A 17,961-nucleotide genomic window follows, 5' to 3' on the forward strand; every position below is an offset into this window, starting at 1 on the left:
GGCAAAACGACACATTTCACAAGCTATAACTATGGTTCATATATGAATGGAGATAAAGACAAATGAGTTTGTTAACAGTTGAGCAATTATCACATACGTTCGGAGATCGTGTGCTTTTTAAAAATGTAGCCTTCCGTTTGTTGGATGGAGAGCATGTTGGCCTAGTCGGTGCGAATGGTACAGGCAAGTCAACACTGATGAATATTTTAACAGGCAAACTGTTGAAGGATGAAGGAAAGGTCGAATGGACACCGCGTGTTCGTTACGGCTACTTGGATCAACATACGAAGCTTGAAGCAGGTAAAACGATCCGTGATGTACTGAAGGATGCTTTTTTACCTTTGCTGCTATTGGAAGAAGAGCTAAACAACATTGCAGCTCAAATGGGCGATGCAGATTCAGATAAATTAGATGAGCTGCTTACACGTATGGGTGAGATTCAGGAAGAGCTGGAGATCGGCGATTTCTATTTAATTGATGTAAAAGTCGATGAGATGGCAAACGGGCTAGGTCTGAATGCGATTGGACTTGATCGTGATGTTACTGCACTTAGCGGCGGTCAGCGGACAAAGGTACTGCTAGCGAAGCTGCTTCTTGAAAAACCAGGTGTTCTACTGCTCGATGAGCCTACGAACTATTTGGATGAAGAGCATATCAATTGGCTAACTAACTATTTGAAAAACTACCCGCATGCGTTTGTTCTTATTTCACATGAAACGAGCTTTATGAATCAAGTGGTCAACGTGATTTACCATCTTGAATTTACGAAGCTGACACGCTATTCGGCCAATTATGATAAATTTCTTGAAATGGCTGACCTGAACAAGGCGCAGCACATCGACGCATACGAGAAACAAAAGGATTTTATTAAAAAGCAAGAGGATTTTATTCAAAAAAACAAAGCACGCGCTTCAACATCAGGACGTGCTAAGAGCCGCGAGAAGCAGCTTGATCGTATTGATCGTATTGATAAACCGGAAGAAGCGGCAAAACCAACGTTTAACTTTAAAGAATCGAGAACGAGCGGCAAGACTGTATTTGAAGCAGAGGGCATGGTCATCGGTTACAATAAACCTCTGCTGCCAAAAATGGACATGGTCATTGAACGTGGTGATAAGATTGCTATCGTAGGATGCAACGGCGTTGGTAAATCTACACTACTCAAAACCATTTTAGGCGTAATTCCAGCGCTTGACGGCAAAACCTATCTGGGCGATTATTTAAATCCTGCTTACTTTGAGCAAGAAGCAAAAGCTCCGACCATGACGCCGCTTGAGGATGTATGGGATGAGTTCTCCTTCATGACCCAATCAGAGGTTCGGGGTGCCCTTGCACGCTGTGGCTTGAAAAATGAACATATTACACGTTCGCTTAACCAGCTGAGCGGCGGCGAGCAAGCGAAGGTTCGTCTATGCAAGCTTATGATGCGCGAGAGCAACTGGATTCTGTTCGATGAGCCGACGAACCATTTGGACGTTGTGGCTAAAGCGGAATTGAAGCGTGCTCTTAAGGCTTATAAAGGTACTGTCGTGCTTGTATCTCATGAACCGGAATTTTACGAGGATATGGCTACCAAAACATGGGATGTAGAAGCATGGTCGATGCAAAACTAGGAGTGGTTTTAGCTTAATATCCTTTATCTTCGTGAAGATAAACACCCTCCGTGGCAATTGCCGGTCTACTCTTCTTGTAGATCGGCTTGCTTGCATTTGTGATAGGTCTTCATTATGATAAATTTAACCGTATTTATAGAAGAAGATATGGTTGATTAACGGCATTAATATTATTTACAACTGGAAGCAGGTGAACCTCTAGAATGAAAGAACGTATTCTAGTCGTCGAAGATGAAGCGGGTATTTCCCGAATTTTACAACTTGAGCTTGAGCATGAGGGGTATACCGTAGGAACTGCCGCTGATGGCAGAACCGGATATGAAATGGCTTCGACAGGTGAATGGGAGCTTGTATTGCTCGATGTCATGTTGCCTGAGATGAGCGGAATTGAAGTGCTGCGATTACTGCGACAAGCAGGAAATCCTGTACCTATTATATTGTTGACTGCACGCGACACCGTACCGGATAAAGTAAGTGGATTCGAGCATGGAGCAAATGATTATATTACAAAGCCGTTCGCAATGGAGGAGCTGTTGGCGCGGGTTCGCAACATTTTACGTATATTCCAGCAGTATCCGAAGGAAGCGGAAGGATCTGACATGATCAAGGTTGGCGACTTAACGATCGAGCTGCGCACGCGTAAGGTTTATCGCAAAGATATTTTGATCGAGCTAACGCCGCGTGAATTCGAGCTGCTCGTATACCTTGTGGAAAACAAAAATGATGAGAAATCGCGTGAAGATATTTTATCCGAAGTTTGGGGATATGATTTTATCGGTGAAACAAATTTAGTTGATGTTTATATCCGTTATTTGCGTCAGAAGTTGGACAAGGGTTATCGTCATAAGCTTATTCATACGGTTCGAGGAGTAGGTTATATGATAAAGGAGCCCGATGCATGACACTCCGCAAACGGTTTACGCTTTTCACCATTTTTTGGCTTATATTTATTTTGATTCTATTTAATATTTTTGTGTATTTCTATGTGATCAAAATAACGACTGAAAGTGAAGAAGAGGTCATTGCGAATAAGGTGAATCTCATGCTTGAGAATCCCCGAATTCAGAGCGGCCGAGGATTAAACTATCCGGAGCTGCTCAATGAGTATTACAACGTAAACGAAATGATTCGCATCATTGCGCCTAATAACAGGGTTGTAAATATAACAGGAACGGATGAGCTGCTGCAGCAGCTGCCAGCGACCTTTGAGGTGCATCACCATACCGGGATGATCACGAAGGGCGGAGAACGAATTTTGTTCATGCGAGTTCCGCTATATGACGGCAATCGTGTCATTGCAATGCTTGAGATTAATCGAATACTAGATGAATTGGACAATTATTTGCAGGTGCTGGTCGCAGCGTTAAGCGTCACGAGCGGCGGTGCCATTTTGTTTGCCATATTCGGAACGTATTGGTTTACTTCAAGACTAACGGCGCCCATTCAGCAAATGGTTAATACGATGCGAGAAATTGACCGAAGCGGGAAACTTAGACAAATTGAGCTTAGCAACCGCGAGGAATCTGCTGAGCTTCTGCAGCTCGTTCGTGCATTTAATCAGATGATTGAACGACTTGACCGCACATTTGCTAAGCAGAAGCAATTCGTAGCAGATGCTTCTCATGAGCTCAAAACCCCTCTAACTGTTATCAGCAGCTATGCTGGTATGTTAAAACGTTGGGGACGTGATGACGAGAGCTTGCGAAATGAAGCGATTGAAGCAATCGATAAAGAAGCAAATCGTCTGCAAAACTTAACAAAATCCATGCTTATGCTTGCTGAGGCGGAGCAGGAGGATTGGCTGAAGCAGGAGCTGTTTGATGTTGTTCAAGTGGTTGATGAGCTAGCAACGATGCTGCAAACGACGTTCGGCAGACCGATTCGAGTGAAAGCGATGTCCAAGGCTGTTCGTATGGTTGGAGACAAGGACAAGATCAGGCAGCTGCTCGTCATTTTGCTCGATAACGCGATTAAATACTCGAAGGACCCGATCGATATTACGATTACACTCGTTAGACATATCGTGAAAATCGAGGTTAAGGATAAAGGAATGGGCATTCCAGAAAACGAAATTCCGCATCTATTCGAGCGCTTCTACCGTGTGGATGGAGCCAGAAGCCGCACAACAGGCGGAGTAGGTCTCGGCTTGTCCATTGCCAAACGAATCATAGATTTGCATGAAGGAAAGGTAGATGTGTTTAGTCTGCCGGATTTGGGAACGACGATTACTTTGCAATTTAAACAGCGCAAACAATAACGATACGATTGGAGGATTTAACGAATGAAGTTTCGTACGGCAGCCGTTCAGTATAAGCTTGCTGATATTAATTCGTTTGAGCAATTCGCAGAACAAGTAACACATTATGTACGCAATGCCTCGGAATACGGGGCACAATTTATTTTGTTTCCTGAGTTTCTGACAACCCAATTGATGTCGATTGGAGATGAGCAGGGCGTAGCGCTTCCTATTGATCGGCTTCCTGAATTCACGGAGGATTATCTTGCTCTCTTTCGCTCACTAGCTGCTGAATATGAGGTTTACATTGTTGGAGGCACCCACGTGATTAAACAAGCGGATGGAAGTTTGCGCAATGCTGCGCATCTCTTTCATCCCGATGGGAAAATTGACGTTCAGCATAAAATCCACATTACACCACCAGAAGTAGAAGGCTGGAATATGTCGGCAGGTGAAGGTCTTGAGGTATTCGAGACCGCTTATGGCACCATTGCGATGCTCACTTGCTACGATATTGAATTTCCAGAGATTGTTCGAATGGCTCGTGCCAAAGGAGCAGATGTTATTTTCTGTCCATCGTGCACGGATGATCGTCATGGGTTTTATCGCGTAAGATACTGCTGCCATGCTAGAGCAGTTGAGAATCAGGTATACATCGTAACGACAGGTACAGTTGGCTCACTTCGTAAAGTCGATCTGATGCGTGCAAATTTTGGTCAAGCTGCAATTATTGCTCCGAATGATATTCCTTTCCCGCCAGCCGGTATATTAAGCGAAGGCATCATCAACGATGATATGCTTGTCGTGGCTGACCTCGACTTAACTTTACTTGAGGAAGTTAGGCTGAAGGGTTCTGTTACGACGTGGCGTGACCGACGCACCGATTTGTATACCGATTTGACTTGATTTTTTTATCTTGTTTAGCGAAGAAAGGGGGAGACCATGATGCGTAAGGAGCTGTTCTTGTTCATCGATGGAAAGCCGCAAAAAGCAGTCATTCGTAATTATAAACCAGCAGATTTTGATGGATTAATTGAAGTTCAGCGGCTAAGCTTTCCCCCGCCTTACCCACAGGAGCTTTGGTGGAACAAAGAACAATTAACTGAACATGTGAACCGATTCCCTGAAGGTGCCTTATGCGCAGAGGTTGATGGAATGATTATTGGCTCCATGACCGGAGTAACCATCGATATGAATGATTATGGCCATGCACATAATTGGGAAACGATTTCTGACAGTGGTTATATTCGCAATCATGATATAAACGGAGACACTTTGTATGTAATAGACCTTTGTGTCATACCGGAGTTCCGAAAATCTGGCATTGGCAAATGGCTCATGCAATCGATGTATGAAACGGTTGTTCAGCTGGGTCTTATGAGATTGCTTGGGGGCGGCCGCATGCCCGGTTATGGGGCGCTAATACAAGAGATGACGCCAGAAGCTTATTTGGAAAAAGTGTTAACTGGAGAATACAAAGACCCTGTCATTACTTTTTTGCTTAGATGCGGACGGATGCCGATTGGGGTTGCTCATGACTACTTGGATGATGAGCAATCGGGTAACAGCGCTGCAATCATGGAGTGGCGTAATCCATTTAAATAAGGAGATGTACATATATGCTAACCTATCATCGAATCGTAAGCATTGAGGACAAATATTTTGAACCATTACATAAGCTTCTTCAAACGATTTTTCCGCCTGAGGAAGTTCTTGCTTATGAACTTTGGCGCGAGCCGCTTGAAGACCCAACCATTCATGTATATGTTGCATTGCATGAGGGGGAAGTCGTAGGTTCAACGGAATATCGTTATTATCCAGAGCTGCGCGTTGCTATGACTGATTTTACGATTATCGGAAAACCATCACTTGGCATCGGTCGTTTTCTACTCCGCAATCGAGAACAAGATTTGCAGAAGCTAGCTGAGCAGTCGGGTACTGTCTCGCTTGGCATGTTTGCTGAGGTATATGACCCTTATCGCGCAGGTGAGCATGCATTTGGCGGAGTTTCACCTATGAATCCGTTTGTGCGTCGCGAAGTGCTGTCGCATATCGGCTATAAGCGAATCGCTTTTCCTTATGTTCATCCTTCTTGGGACCATGAAGGCCAAGCTGTTGCTGAACTGGACTTATGTTTCCTTCCGAAAAATGAAGAGCAAACAACGATTGATGCAGCTCTAATCGCCTCATTCTTAGAAGGCTATTATGCCGCATTGCCAAACAAGCCGGAACAATGGCTTCAAATGATGGAACAAATCCGTGCATCGGAGTCGTTTGAGCTGCTGCCGCTATGACGAAGCTGATTTTTAGGGGAACTGGAGATTCCATGAGTGTGCCTCGCATTTATTGTGAATGTGAGGTTTGTGAGGAAGCACGGGACACACAGGAAAACCGTCGTTATAGATCGTCGTTGCAGCTGGAGGATCAAGAAGCTGGAACGGTGTGGATTGACTGTGGGTCGGACTTCGCAAAACAATTAGAGATGGCCTCACTGCGTGAGATCGACACACTTCTCATTACACATGCTCATTTTGACCATATCGGAGGATTGGTGGAGTGGGCAGACGCTTGTCGCTGGACGAAAAAAAGAGGTCAAGCTTACGCGCCCACTGAAGTCATTAAAGAAATATTAGATCGTTTTCCTTGGCTAAATCGGCAGATTGAGTTCCATTCATTTGACACTCCTATTATGCTCGGCAAATGGCGAGCATATAGCTGGCGAGTCAATCACGGGAAAAACGGCTATGCCTACGCATTTCGCTTTGAACATTCAGAAACAAACTGCAAATGGGTTTATTGCTCTGATTCCATCGGCCTGACGGATGAGCAGCAGCAACATTTGGCTGATCTTGATTTGCTTGTACTAGGAACAAGCTTTTACGAAGAGCCTTTTGCTTATGAAACTCGTTCTGTCTATGATGTTGTTGAAGCTATCGAGCTTATCCAGAAATGGAAGCCCAAACAAACCTTTCTCACACATATGTCGCATGATATTGATCTTCGGAGAGATTATAAGCTGCCCGATCACCTTCAATTTGCACGAACAGGMATGTCCATTTCTTTATAGCCATAAACAGTAGATTAAGTCTCGCTTGACAAGCTGCTTGTCTTTTATGTACATTTATTAAGAATCCTATTTTGGATTAACTTTTAACAATATGCTTAAAGGGGAAATTTTAATGTTTGCTGGTGTCCATAACTCATAAATTGGATAGAGTCAGATGAACGTTGGTCTTGCGACGATTCCCAGTGTGAATTCACTGAGATGCAAGGCTCTATTTCGTGATCTGACGCCAAGAGTTCTGGACATGAGGATTTCCGCCTGAAGCAATTCGACAGCGGCCCAATCACCGTGCTCTCGCAGCGCGGTTTTTTTTATATCTATTTTCATGTTAACGATTTTGTTAGCGGTGGAAATGGTATTGGAGCATTTGTCGATCAAAGACAGGAATGGAACGCGCCCGCGTTCTGTTTCTGTCTTTTTTTTTACTCAAAATAGAGGAGGCCATACAGATGAATGAAGCATCTTGGCGAAGATTAGAATTTGATAAGGTAAAAGCAGGCGTAGTAAGCCACACGATATCACCCGCAGGACGATTGTTGGCTGAAAGGCTTGAACCAAGCACGAAGCAGCGGCAAGTTGAAGCGTGGCTGCAAGAAACGTACGAGGCTGCTGAACTTCTCGGAAGCGGGGCAAGCATTCCATTGTCCGCAATGGACGGCATTGATTCGTTTCTGTCGCTGCTCGGCAAAGGTAGAATTTATAATGAGCAGGAACTAGAACAGCTATCGGTATGGTTAAGCTCTGTTGTACAAATGAAAAAGTACATGTTCAGCAAACGTGAGATTGCGCCAACGATTTCTGCTTATGCGGAGTCTATGTACGATTGCCCCGTACTTAGGGACGAACTAAAACGTTGTATTCGTTACGGCCAGCTGACCGATCAAGCTAGCCCTGATCTTGCCTACATCCGCAGGCATATCTATGCAGCGGAGGACAAGATCCAGAAAAAAATGGAGAATGCGCTTCATAAATATCGTACTGCTCTACAAGAGCCGGTCATCAGCAAGCGCCATGATCGGTTTGTCATTGCAGTAAAGCGCGAGCATCGCAAGCAGGTGCCAGGGACAGTATGGGATGAATCCGCAAGTGGTCAGACCTTATTCGTTGAGCCATTAGACGCATCAGAGCTTCAAATTGAGCTGCAGCAGTGGAAGGCGGATGAGGAGCGGGAGCGTACCGTTATATTATCCCGATTGTCTGAATATACCGAATCGTTCTCCTTTGAGCTGTTTCGCAACGTAGAAGCTATGGCTTCATTTGACTTTATTACGGCAAGAGCGAAGCTCTCTAGGTCGTATAACGGTAAAAAAATCGAGTTATCCGATCAGCCAGTCGTTAGACTCGTCGGTGCACGCCATCCACTGCTAGGACAACATAGCGTACCGCTGCATGTGGAGCTCGGATACAAATGGAAACAGTTAATTATTACTGGACCGAATACAGGTGGCAAAACGGTAACCTTAAAAACCATTGGATTATTCGTACTGATGGTCCAATCTGGCCTCCTGGTTCCAGCTGAGAAGGGGAGCGAGATCGGTGTATTCCAGCACGTTATCGCCGACGTTGGAGATGGACAAAGTTTGGAGCAATCACTGAGTACATTTTCTTCTCATATCACCGTTCTTAAGGATATGCTTCAAGCGGCTGGCCCTAGAGCACTGCTTCTGCTTGATGAATTGGCGGCGGGTACCGATCCATCAGAAGGGATAGCGCTCTCTATCGCACTATTAGAACAACTGTTGAAAAAAGGAGCATTGGCGGGAGCAACGACTCATTTTAATGAAATTAAAGCTTTTGCTGCGCGAACCCCTGGATGTCAAAATGGGAAAATGGCATTTGATGCGGAAACGTTAAAGCCGCTTTATCGCTTAGAGATGGGGGAAGCAGGCGAGAGTCACGCATTCGCGATAGCAAGGCGCTTTGGTCTGCCAGAAGAGGTGATGCAGCGTGCAGAACATCTGCTTGTGCGGAAAGAAAATCAATCTCATGAAACACGCACAAGTGAGCAATCAAGAAATGAAAAGGAAGCTCAGAAAACGTCATCTTCAGCAGCAGCAGATTTTATTAACAAAAATTTAAAAAAGGCTGATGAAACGAAAGCACAGAACCCGAAAGAAGCAAAAAAACCTTTTGAGAAAGGTGATGCAGTATGGATCTATCCTCTAAATAAAATGGGTGTAGTATATCGGCCTGCAGATGAACGAGGAAATGTGATTGTCCAGATTCAAGGGCAAAAGCTTACGTTCAATCATAAACGGTTGAAGCTGTATATCGCCAAAACGAAGCTTTACCCGGGTCAAAATGAGGAGTATGATCTCGATATTGTGTTTGAATCAAAGGAGAATAGAAAAGCTCGAAAGCTGATGAATCGCAAGCATGTAGATGGTTTAGAAATTGTTACAAAAGAGGATGAGCTTCTCTAAAGGATTAATCTCGAAAAAACAAAAGACCCGACAGGAGGATTAATTGCCTCGGTTGGGTCTTTTTGTTGAAATCGTTAGTCACGACTTTGGATGACCAACAATAAGCCTTTTCTTATGGAGATGGTTCCAGTAGATGATAGAAGGACATTGCTAATCCCGAGAGACTGACCAATCGTTAGCTCGGCGTCAGTCAGCGGATATTGAAAACCATCAAGCGTAATTCCTTCTACTTTTAACGACAGCGGAAGCAATGAAACGTTCGGATATCCTTGCTGCTCGATGTTTAATTGATCGCTAATTAAAGAAATTTTATTATGGTCATCAATGATCGTCATTTTCACCTGTTGCTGGGAAGAAAGCGCGAGCAGGTGGACATTAGCTAGGGAGTGATCAAATCTAGTGCCCAGCGCTCCAAGTAAAATGATTGCAGTAGGCTGCAAGTCCAAGGCGAGACGTATGGCCATTTCCGTATCGGTGTAGTTTTTGTCGATGGGGTCACAAGCTATCGTTTGACCGCTATTTTCTCGAATTTCTAACAAATCTTCTTCTGATACGGAATCAAAGTCTCCGATCGAAATATCTGGTCTTCGTCCGTTCTTAATGAGGAAGCGAGCACCGCTGTCTGCTCCAATCAGGAGATCATCGGGCTTTATATGTGCAAGTGCCCAGGGGCCAAGCTGGCCGCCCGTGCATATTACGATGCGAGGTTGCATGATGAATTTTCCTTTCTTTTTGACGAAATCTAATGTAATTCACTCCAGTATAATGCCTTTTGTTCTATAAAAACTAGAGGAGTGGAATAACTGTATGGATAAACGGATGAAATTCACGAAATTTGTCGTTGCGTATCCACATCCTCCCAGCTAAAATGATGAATGAAAGTACCGATGCAGTGATCGGTTCATGTACGGGAAGCGAGGAGCATTTGCTGTGAGTATGGACATTTTTGGTATTTTTAGCATTATCGGAACAATTGCCTTTGCAGTCAGCGGAGCGATTGTCGCTATGGAGGAAGAATACGATATACTAGGTGTGTTCGTGCTTGGACTTGTCACAGCATTTGGCGGCGGTGTCGTGCGTAATCTGTTGATAGGTATGCCAGTTACATCGCTTTGGAATCAAGGGTACCTGCTCAAAATAGCTATCATTGCCATGACGATTGCTTTTCTATTGCCTGTTGACTGGATTCAGCGCTGGCGGCGGAGCGAGGCGTTTTTTGACGCGATTGGTTTATCAGCCTTTGCTATTCAAGGAGCGCTATATGCAACGCAAATGAAGCATCCGCTTAGTGCGGTCCTTGTTGCGGCCATGCTGACAGGGATTGGCGGCGGTATCATTCGGGATGTGCTGGCAGGCCGCAAGCCGCTTGTGCTAAAAGATGAAATTTATGCCGTATGGGCCATGCTTGCAGGTCTCGCAATTGGACTTGGTTGGATAAAATCAACCTTGGAGCTCTTGGTTTTATTCGTTATTATTATTAGCTTCCGCATGCTATCTGTCTATTTCAAGTGGAAGCTGCCAAGACGCACGTTACATATTCATACTTCTAATGAACAGCAGAAAAGAGGAATATCATGAAAGCTCGCATTTTATTTGTTTGTCTCGGAAACATATGCAGGTCCCCAATGGCTGAAGCCGTTATGCGCCATCAGGTAGAGCAAGCAAAATTGACAGATCAAATTATGGTCGATTCCGCAGGAACCGGTGACTGGCATTTGGGTCATCCGCCGCATGAGGGCACGAGGGATCAGCTGGATCAGCACCAAATTTCACATCAGGGTATGAAAGCTCGATTAGTTACGCCTGATGACTACAAAACGTTTGATTATATCGTATGTATGGACACAAACAACTTACGAGATGTACGCAAGCTGTTTTTTGGAGAAGTTAAAGCTACGGTAGAGGAATCCAAACGATTGTTTACTTTTATGGAGCTGCTGCCAGCGAAAGGAATAGCCGATGTGCCTGATCCTTATTATGAAAACAATTTTTCGTTTGTTTATGAATTAGTCGACAGCGGATGTAAGGAGCTTCTCAAACGGGTAAAAGCAGATTTGCAATTAAATGAATAAATTCATTAAAAAAGCTGTCCAACAGTTCTGAAAGGAGCCTGCTGGACAGCTTTGTTTTTGATTATTCAACCTCAATGAAATAGGCGAGAGCTTTATCAAGCTCTTTTTGCCAAAAACCCCATTGATGCTTGCCGTCTTTTTCTTCATAGAAGACAGTAGCTTGATTAAGTTCGAGCAACGCCTTGGCGTTGCGATTTAAAGCTACAAAATCAAATACGCCACGGTCCGTTTCATATGCATCCTCTTGCAGACCAACAATCATATAAATATTGAGCCAGCTAAGGTCTCCTGCTGCGGAAATAATGTTTTGGGATATGCCATAAAAAGCTCCTGATAAGGACATGACTCGTGTAAATAGCTGCGGGTAGGAGAGAGCTAGATGCAAGGAAACGGAGCCGCCGAGTGAATCGCCCGCCAATAATCGATGTTCTGGGTCTTGTCTTACCGTATAACGTTCCTCAACAAACGGAATGAGCTCTTCCGCGAAAAACCGAATGTATGCCTCGTGTCTATTGCCATCTGGCGTGTATTCCTCCGTGCGCTGCTTTTTGTCGACATCAACACCTACAATAATGAAGGGCTCAAGTCCCTCATCCAAAATCAATCGCGTCGCTGTAGTCGCAATTCGCCCAAAGTTGAAAAAATCTTCGCCATCCTGGCAATAGACGACCGGGTAGCTAAGCACCTCGTTATAACCTGGCGGCAAAAAGATACGTAAATTGCGGCTTTGTTCAGCCAAATATCGGCTTGGCACGGTTTCCTTTACTATTGTTCTCTTCAAATATCGCTCATCTGTCATTTCTTTCTCTCCTATCGGTTGAATTTATTGAATGGAAAACATCTGTTGTGGGTAAACAATAGAAAGACAATCAAAGGAATCACATCTATTTCTGTCTTGTTGTATTATGCTGTTATACTAATAAATAAAGTCTGTAGCATATACAATTTCTTAAAAGAATGATGAGAATCAGCGAAAAAACAACGGTTTTTGTGTTTTTTGCTTTGACCATTTTCATTAAACAGGTTTATAATAATTCTATAACAGAGGTAAACGATTTTCAAATATTTCGATTGAGGTGAGCGAACAAAATGAGCAAATTGCCATACGAAGTTCAAACGGAACCGGTAACTCCGCTATCTGTCTTGTCACTCGACGGGGAAGTTGTTAACCCGGACTTATTGCCGGCTTTGTCTGATGATCAATTAAAAGAAGTTATGTACCGCATGGTATTTACTCGTACATGGGATGAGCGTGCTGTTAATTTAGGCCGTCAAGGAAGACTTGGCTTTTACGCTCCAGTATCAGGTCAAGAAGCATCAATGGTTGGTAGCGAATACGCGTTAAACAAAGATGATTTCATTTGCCCAGGATACCGTGATATGCCACAGCTTGTATGGCATGGTTTGCCATTATACCAAGCTTTCCTATATTCTCGCGGACACCAACAAGGTGGTCAAATTCCTGAGGATGTACATGTTCTAATGCCGCAAATCATTATTGGCGCACAAGTATTGCACGCAACTGGCGTAGCAATGGCATTTAAGAAAAAGAATGAAAAACGTGTAGCTATCACTTATACAGGCGACGGCGGTTCGTCAGAAGGCGACTTCTACGAAGGCATGAACTTCGCAGGCGCTTATAAGCTGCCTGTCATTTATGTTGTACAAAACAATGGCTATGCTATTACTACACCTTACTCCAAGCAAACAGGCGCTTTGTCTGTTGCACATAAAGCTGTTGCTGCTGGTATTAAAGGTGTTCAAGTGGATGGTATGGACGTACTTGCTGTTATCAAAGCTGTTCAAGAAGCAGCAGAGCGTGGCCGCAATGGCGAAGGCGCTACTTTGATTGAGCTTCTAACTTACCGTTTCCGTCCGCATTCCTTGGCGGATGATACGACTAAATACCGTACAAAAGATGAAGAAGCAGAATGGGCTTTAAAAGATCCGCTTGTTCGTTTCGGTAAATATCTAGAGAAAAAAGGCTTGTGGACTGAAGAAGACACAAACCGTGTGAAAGATGAAGCAAAAGCAACTGTAACTGAGCACATCAAAAAAGCTGAAGCAGTTGAAAAAATGACTGTAGCAGGCTTGATCGATAGCATGTTCGAAACAACACCGCAATACTTGGAAGAGCAAAAGGACGATTTTCAATAGAAGAGGAGGATCTGACGATCATGGCTCAAATGAATATGTTGGAAGCAATTCGCGATGCGATGCGCGTAGAACTTAAACGTGATTCGAACGTTGTCATCTTTGGTGAGGACGTAGGTAAAGTCGGCGGAGTATTCCGTGTGACAGAAGGTTTGCAGGATGAGTTTGGTGAAGATCGCGTATTTGATACGCCTCTTGCTGAGTCAGCTCTTGCAGGTATGGCAGTTGGTATGGGGTTGCAAGGCTTCCGTCCAATCGCTGAAATTCAATTCGTAGGTTTTATTTATGAAGCGCTTGACCAAATGTTTGTCCAAGCTGCTCGTATGCGTTACCGCTCTGGCGGTCGCTACAACTCACCAATCGTATTCCGTACACCTTTTGGCGGCGGCGTTAAAGCGGCTGAGCTGCATACAGATTCCCTTGAAGGTCTTGCTATTCAAACGCCGGGTATCAAGGTTGTCATTCCTTCAAACCCTTATGATGCAAAAGGCTTGATGATTTCTGCAATCCGTGAGAATGATCCTGTATTTTTCATGGAGCACTTGAACTTGTACCGTGCGTTCAAGGCTGAAGTTCCTGAAGGTGAATATACAGTTGAGATCGGCAAAGCAAATGTTGTTCGCGAAGGCAGTGACGTAACGATCATTTCTTATGGTCTTATGGTTCACACAGCTGTCAAAGCAGCAGAAGAGCTTGAAAAAACAGGCGTGAGTGTAGAAGTTATCGATCTTCGCACACTGCTTCCGCTTGATATCGATACAATCGTTGCTTCAATTAAGAAAACAAACCGTGCTATTGTCGTTCAAGAAGCACAAAAAACTTCTGGCGCAGCAGCAGAAATCATTGCTCAAATCAATGAAAAAGCTATTCTGCACTTAGAAGCTCCAGTACTACGTGTTGCTGGTCCGGATACTGTATATCCGTTTGCTCTAGTTGAGGATGCGTGGCTTCCTACGGTAGCACGTATTTCTGCAGCAGTTAACAAAGTACTGAACTTTTAAAGGAGGTTAAAGCGGTGGCTAAATTCGAATATCGTTTCCCAGAGCTCGGCGAAGGTTTGCACGAAGGCGAAATCATTAAAGTGCATATCAAAGTCGGAGACACGGTTACAGATGATGACATTATTATGGAAGTTCAAAACGATAAAGCGATCGTCGAAGTGCCTTGCCCAGTAAATGGTAAAGTACTCGAAGTTCTCGTAAAAGACGGACAAGTTTGCCACATTGGCGAGGTTGTTGCAATCATTGATGCAGAAGGCGAATTGCCAGAGCAAGCTGAACCAGCAGCAGCAGAAGCACCTAAAGCAGAAGCTCCTGCAGCGGCGGCAGCACCAGCAGTTGAGGCGCCTAAAGCTGAAGCTCCTGCAGCACAAGCAGCAGCTGCTCCTAAAGCAACTGGCGGTCTTGTACTAGCAACACCTAGCGTTCGTAAATTTGCACGCGAGCAAGGCGTAGACCTAACTCAAGTAGGCGGAACTGGCAAAAACGGACGTATCACTCGTGATGACGTAACTGGTTTTGGCGGCGCTCCTGCTGTTGCGGCTACAGATGCATCTGCTCCTGCAGCTGAACAATCAAGCAACGCAGAAGTTCCAGCTAAAGGTGCTGGCGAAGCTAAACCTGCTGCTGTATCGGCTGGTACACCGTACCGTCCGGAAGAGCGCGTACCATTCAAAGGTATTCGCAAAATCATTGCTAACGCAATGTCGAAATCGGTTTATACAGCTCCACACGTTACGATCATGGATGAGGTTGATGTAACGGAGCTCGTAGCACTTCGTGCTAAATATAAGCCTTATGCTGAGAAAAAAGGCTCCAAGCTTACGTACTTGCCGTTCATCGTGAAAGCTCTTGTGGCAGCATGCCGTGAGTTCCCGATCTTGAACGCGACGCTTGATGAGGCTAATCAAGAAATCGTTCTTCGCAAATTCTACAATATCGGTATCGCTACAGATACAGATAACGGCCTAATCGTGCCGGTTATTGAAGATGCAGATCGTAAAAACCTATTCAAAATTGCTGACTCGATCCGTGATCTAGCTGCTCGCGGCCGTGACGGCAAACTTTCTGCAAACGAGCTTAAAGGCAGCACAATCTCGATTTCCAACATTGGTTCCGCTGGCGGTATGTTCTTCACTCCAGTTATCAATTTCCCAGAAGTTGCAATTCTTGGAACAGGCAGAATTACTGAAAAAGCAATTGTTCGCAATGGTGAAATCGTAGCTGCTCCTGTAATGGCTCTTTCACTTAGCTTCGATCACCGTCTTATCGACGGCGCAACAGCTCAAAACTTTATGAATTACATCAAAACACTTCTGGGTCAACCAGAACTGTTCATAATGGAGGTATAAGACATGGTTGTTGGTGATGCTTCCCTAGATATTGACACTCTAATTATTGGTGCGGGCCCAGGCGGTTATGTAGCAGCGATCCGTGCTGCTCAACTTGGTCAAAACGTACTCATCGTGGATAAAGAACATGTAGGCGGCGTATGTTTGAATGTGGGCTGTATTCCATCGAAAGCACTTATTTCCGCATCACATCAATATGAATCAATCAGTCACGCTTCCGCATTCGGTATCGAAGTTGGAGAAGCTAAGGTTGACTTTACAAAAGTGCAAGAGTTCAAAAACGGCATCGTGAAAAAATTGACAGGCGGCGTTGCTTCTCTTCTGAAAGCAAACAAAGTCCAATATTTCCAAGGCGAAGTTATGTTTATTAACGAAAACGAAGCGCGTGTATTCAACGATCAAGAAGCGCCTCGTTACCGCTTCAAAAACTGTATTATCGCTACAGGATCACGTCCAATTGAACTAAAAGCTTTCCCTTTCACTGGCCGTATCGTATCTTCAACAGGCGCATTGTCCTTGCCAGAAATTCCGAAGAGCCTTGTCGTTATCGGCGGCGGCTATATCGGTATAGAGCTTGGTCAAATGTACTCCAAATTCGGCACAAAGGTTACAGTAATTGAAGGCTCCGACGCGATTTTGCCGGGCTTTGATAAAGATATGTCCAACATCGTTGCGAAGAAACTAAAAAGCACGAATGTGGATATCATTACTGGCGCACAAGCAAAAGGTGCTGAGCAAACAGATAAAGACGTTACTGTAACGTATACAGTTGGCGATAAAGAAGAGAAAGTAACTGCGGATTACCTGCTCGTAACGGTTGGACGTCGTCCAAATACGGATGGTGAGCTAGGTCTTGACCTTATTAACGTGAAGCTGTCTGATCGTGGACTAGTTGAAGTTGATGAGCAATGCCGCACTAACATTCCTCATATATATGCGATTGGCGATATCATTGCTGGACCTGCGCTTGCTCACAAAGCAATGTACGAAGGCCGTATCGCAGCTGAAGCCATTTCGGGTCAATCCAGTGTTATTGACTACAAATGCGTACCGGCAGTTTGTTTCTCTGATCCAGAATGCGCAAGCGTTGGTTTCAGTGAGAAGGAAGCAAAAGACAAAGGTCATAATGTAAAAGTTGGCAAATTCCCGTTCGCAATCAATGGACGCGCGATGTCGCTTAATGCAAATGAAGGCTTTGTTAAACTCGTATCCGATGCAGACTCCGGTCTTGTACTTGGTGCGCAAATCATCGGTATTGAGGCTTCCAATATGATTGCTGAGCTTGCTTTGGCTATCGAAATGGGCGCAACTCTTGAGGATATCGCACTTACAATTCACGCGCATCCTACACTTGGTGAAATCGTGCTTGATGCAGCTGAGGTTGCACTTGGCCACCCGATCCACACTTTCATTAAATAAATCGCAATAATGCTATCGTTTTGCGACAACAGAGGTCACGCGGCTCTCCAGCCGGCGGGGCCTCTTTGCGCTTCAAGAGCTTTAATCCAACAAATAGGAGGCGTACACGAGCATGGAACAATCAACGAAACTGGCTAGAGAATCACGAACAATTATGACGCAGCTGATCTTTCCTTTGGATACGAATCATTTTGATACGATGTTTGGCGGAAAGCTGATGGAGTACATGGATAAGGTTGCTGCGATCTCAGCCATGAGACATGCACGTATGCAAGCTGTCACCGCATCGACGGACAGTCTTGATTTTTTGGCGCCGATTCGGGTCGGAGAAGTTATTGAGGTTGAAGCCTTTGTTTCGTGGACACATCGCAGCTCGATGGAAGTGTTCGTGTCCGTTCAATCCGAAAATTTGTTCAGTGGGGAGCGCAAAACGACAGTTACAGCTTTTTTCACTTTTGTTGCAATTGATGATCATGGCAAACCTGCTATTGTTCCAACTGTCGTCCCAGAGACAGAAGAGGAGATAAAGCTGCATCTTTCCGCTCCTGAGAGGCATGCGCTGCGAAAGAAACGAAAACAGGACAGAAATCCTGGTTGATGATATAATTAATTGTTATTTTTCTGATTTTT

At 44.5% G+C, this 17,961-nt stretch carries 17 protein-coding genes; 15 read left to right on the top strand and 2 right to left on the bottom strand.

The features are described from left to right. The first annotated feature begins 62 nt into the window (after positions 1 to 62). The 8 genes from AC1DM9_RS09040 to AC1DM9_RS09075 all read left to right on the top strand — a co-directional run bounded on the left by AC1DM9_RS09040 (position 63) and on the right by AC1DM9_RS09075 (position 9,336). Positions 63 to 1,613, top strand: a complete 1,551-nt coding sequence (locus tag AC1DM9_RS09040; protein WP_339202673.1) for an ABC-F family ATP-binding cassette domain-containing protein — start codon at positions 63 to 65, stop codon at positions 1,611 to 1,613. Positions 1,614 to 1,816: 203 nt separating this feature from the next. Next, a complete protein-coding gene (locus AC1DM9_RS09045; protein WP_076265833.1) occupies positions 1,817 to 2,515 on the top strand; it encodes a response regulator transcription factor in 699 nt (232 codons plus the stop codon). Further along, complete coding sequence (locus AC1DM9_RS09050) at positions 2,512 to 3,870, top strand: HAMP domain-containing sensor histidine kinase (RefSeq protein ID WP_076265834.1); 1,359 nt, start codon at positions 2,512 to 2,514, stop codon at positions 3,868 to 3,870. Before AC1DM9_RS09045 ends, AC1DM9_RS09050 begins: the two co-directional genes overlap by 4 nt. A 24-nt stretch (positions 3,871 to 3,894) precedes the next feature. After that, complete coding sequence (locus AC1DM9_RS09055) at positions 3,895 to 4,755, top strand: carbon-nitrogen hydrolase family protein (protein ID WP_477579546.1); 861 nt, start codon at positions 3,895 to 3,897, stop codon at positions 4,753 to 4,755. 36 nt (positions 4,756 to 4,791) lie between these two features. After that, positions 4,792 to 5,454 (top strand): GNAT family N-acetyltransferase, encoded by a 663-nt coding sequence (locus AC1DM9_RS09060; protein WP_477579548.1) that lies wholly within the window; start codon positions 4,792 to 4,794, stop codon positions 5,452 to 5,454. 14 nt (positions 5,455 to 5,468) lie between these two features. Then, on the top strand, positions 5,469 to 6,143 hold the full coding sequence (locus AC1DM9_RS09065) for a GNAT family N-acetyltransferase (protein WP_477579550.1): 675 nt from the start codon (positions 5,469 to 5,471) through the stop codon (positions 6,141 to 6,143). Continuing rightward, positions 6,140 to 6,916, top strand: coding sequence for an MBL fold metallo-hydrolase (locus AC1DM9_RS09070; RefSeq protein ID WP_441882434.1), 777 nt, complete (start codon positions 6,140 to 6,142; stop codon positions 6,914 to 6,916). Before AC1DM9_RS09065 ends, AC1DM9_RS09070 begins: the two co-directional genes overlap by 4 nt. A gap of 446 nt (positions 6,917 to 7,362) precedes the next feature. Continuing rightward, the gene (locus AC1DM9_RS09075) at positions 7,363 to 9,336 is read left to right on the top strand and encodes an endonuclease MutS2 (protein WP_477579553.1); all 1,974 of its coding nucleotides are present in this window, start codon (positions 7,363 to 7,365) and stop codon (positions 9,334 to 9,336) included. Positions 9,337 to 9,410: 74 nt separating this feature from the next. Here AC1DM9_RS09075 and AC1DM9_RS09080 read toward each other — a convergent pair whose 3' ends face one another. Then, positions 9,411 to 10,049 (bottom strand): thiamine diphosphokinase, encoded by a 639-nt coding sequence (locus tag AC1DM9_RS09080; RefSeq protein WP_477579555.1) that lies wholly within the window; start codon positions 10,047 to 10,049, stop codon positions 9,411 to 9,413. A 223-nt stretch (positions 10,050 to 10,272) separates the two neighbouring features. Here AC1DM9_RS09080 and AC1DM9_RS09085 point away from each other — a divergent pair, with 223 nt between their 5' ends. Both AC1DM9_RS09085 and AC1DM9_RS09090 read left to right on the top strand, forming a co-directional pair. Next, entirely contained in the window at positions 10,273 to 10,914 is a 642-nt protein-coding gene (locus tag AC1DM9_RS09085; protein ID WP_076265841.1) for a trimeric intracellular cation channel family protein, read from the top strand. Next, entirely contained in the window at positions 10,911 to 11,408 is a 498-nt protein-coding gene (locus AC1DM9_RS09090; RefSeq protein WP_477579557.1) for a low molecular weight protein-tyrosine-phosphatase, read from the top strand. Before AC1DM9_RS09085 ends, AC1DM9_RS09090 begins: the two co-directional genes overlap by 4 nt. A 61-nt stretch (positions 11,409 to 11,469) precedes the next feature. Here the strand turns inward: AC1DM9_RS09090 and AC1DM9_RS09095 are convergent, their stop codons facing one another. Beyond that, positions 11,470 to 12,207, bottom strand: a complete 738-nt coding sequence (locus tag AC1DM9_RS09095; protein WP_477579559.1) for an alpha/beta hydrolase — start codon at positions 12,205 to 12,207, stop codon at positions 11,470 to 11,472. Positions 12,208 to 12,497: 290 nt separating this feature from the next. Between AC1DM9_RS09095 and pdhA the strand changes: the two genes are divergently transcribed. The 5 genes from pdhA (at position 12,498) to AC1DM9_RS09120 (ending at position 17,929) form a co-directional block, all read left to right on the top strand. Then, positions 12,498 to 13,565, top strand: a complete 1,068-nt coding sequence (gene pdhA, locus AC1DM9_RS09100; protein WP_339202659.1) for a pyruvate dehydrogenase (acetyl-transferring) E1 component subunit alpha — start codon at positions 12,498 to 12,500, stop codon at positions 13,563 to 13,565. A gap of 20 nt (positions 13,566 to 13,585) precedes the next feature. Next, on the top strand, positions 13,586 to 14,563 hold the full coding sequence (locus tag AC1DM9_RS09105; protein ID WP_339202658.1) for an alpha-ketoacid dehydrogenase subunit beta: 978 nt from the start codon (positions 13,586 to 13,588) through the stop codon (positions 14,561 to 14,563). 14 nt (positions 14,564 to 14,577) lie between these two features. Then, on the top strand, positions 14,578 to 15,912 hold the full coding sequence (locus tag AC1DM9_RS09110) for a dihydrolipoamide acetyltransferase family protein (protein ID WP_477579561.1): 1,335 nt from the start codon (positions 14,578 to 14,580) through the stop codon (positions 15,910 to 15,912). Positions 15,913 to 15,915: 3 nt separating this feature from the next. Further along, positions 15,916 to 17,331 carry a dihydrolipoyl dehydrogenase gene (lpdA, locus tag AC1DM9_RS09115; protein ID WP_076265847.1) on the top strand — a complete coding sequence of 472 codons (1,416 nt, stop codon included), beginning with the start codon at positions 15,916 to 15,918 and terminating at the stop codon, positions 17,329 to 17,331. 112 nt (positions 17,332 to 17,443) lie between these two features. Next, positions 17,444 to 17,929 carry an acyl-CoA thioesterase gene (locus tag AC1DM9_RS09120; protein ID WP_441882416.1) on the top strand — a complete coding sequence of 162 codons (486 nt, stop codon included), beginning with the start codon at positions 17,444 to 17,446 and terminating at the stop codon, positions 17,927 to 17,929. Positions 17,930 to 17,961: the final 32 nt, after the last annotated feature.

The sequence above is a fragment of the Paenibacillus sp. 01T431 genome, assembly GCF_056398625.1.

Bases quoted from the DNA above. Each gene is read 5' to 3' on its own strand.
- AC1DM9_RS09040 (WP_339202673.1), top strand. From the start codon at position 63: ATGAGTTTGTTAACAGTTGAGCAATTATCACATACGTTCGGAGATCGT.
- AC1DM9_RS09045 (WP_076265833.1), top strand. From the start codon at position 1,817: ATGAAAGAACGTATTCTAGTCGTCGAAGATGAAGCGGGTATTTCCCGA.
- AC1DM9_RS09050 (WP_076265834.1), top strand. From the start codon at position 2,512: ATGACACTCCGCAAACGGTTTACGCTTTTCACCATTTTTTGGCTTATA.
- AC1DM9_RS09055 (WP_477579546.1), top strand. From the start codon at position 3,895: ATGAAGTTTCGTACGGCAGCCGTTCAGTATAAGCTTGCTGATATTAAT.
- AC1DM9_RS09060 (WP_477579548.1), top strand. From the start codon at position 4,792: ATGATGCGTAAGGAGCTGTTCTTGTTCATCGATGGAAAGCCGCAAAAA.
- AC1DM9_RS09065 (WP_477579550.1), top strand. From the start codon at position 5,469: ATGCTAACCTATCATCGAATCGTAAGCATTGAGGACAAATATTTTGAA.
- AC1DM9_RS09075 (WP_477579553.1), top strand. From the start codon at position 7,363: ATGAATGAAGCATCTTGGCGAAGATTAGAATTTGATAAGGTAAAAGCA.
- AC1DM9_RS09080 (WP_477579555.1), bottom strand. From the start codon at position 10,049: ATGCAACCTCGCATCGTAATATGCACGGGCGGCCAGCTTGGCCCCTGG.
- AC1DM9_RS09085 (WP_076265841.1), top strand. From the start codon at position 10,273: ATGGACATTTTTGGTATTTTTAGCATTATCGGAACAATTGCCTTTGCA.
- AC1DM9_RS09090 (WP_477579557.1), top strand. From the start codon at position 10,911: ATGAAAGCTCGCATTTTATTTGTTTGTCTCGGAAACATATGCAGGTCC.
- AC1DM9_RS09095 (WP_477579559.1), bottom strand. From the start codon at position 12,207: ATGACAGATGAGCGATATTTGAAGAGAACAATAGTAAAGGAAACCGTG.
- pdhA (WP_339202659.1), top strand. From the start codon at position 12,498: ATGAGCAAATTGCCATACGAAGTTCAAACGGAACCGGTAACTCCGCTA.
- AC1DM9_RS09105 (WP_339202658.1), top strand. From the start codon at position 13,586: ATGGCTCAAATGAATATGTTGGAAGCAATTCGCGATGCGATGCGCGTA.
- lpdA (WP_076265847.1), top strand. From the start codon at position 15,916: ATGGTTGTTGGTGATGCTTCCCTAGATATTGACACTCTAATTATTGGT.
- AC1DM9_RS09120 (WP_441882416.1), top strand. From the start codon at position 17,444: ATGGAACAATCAACGAAACTGGCTAGAGAATCACGAACAATTATGACG.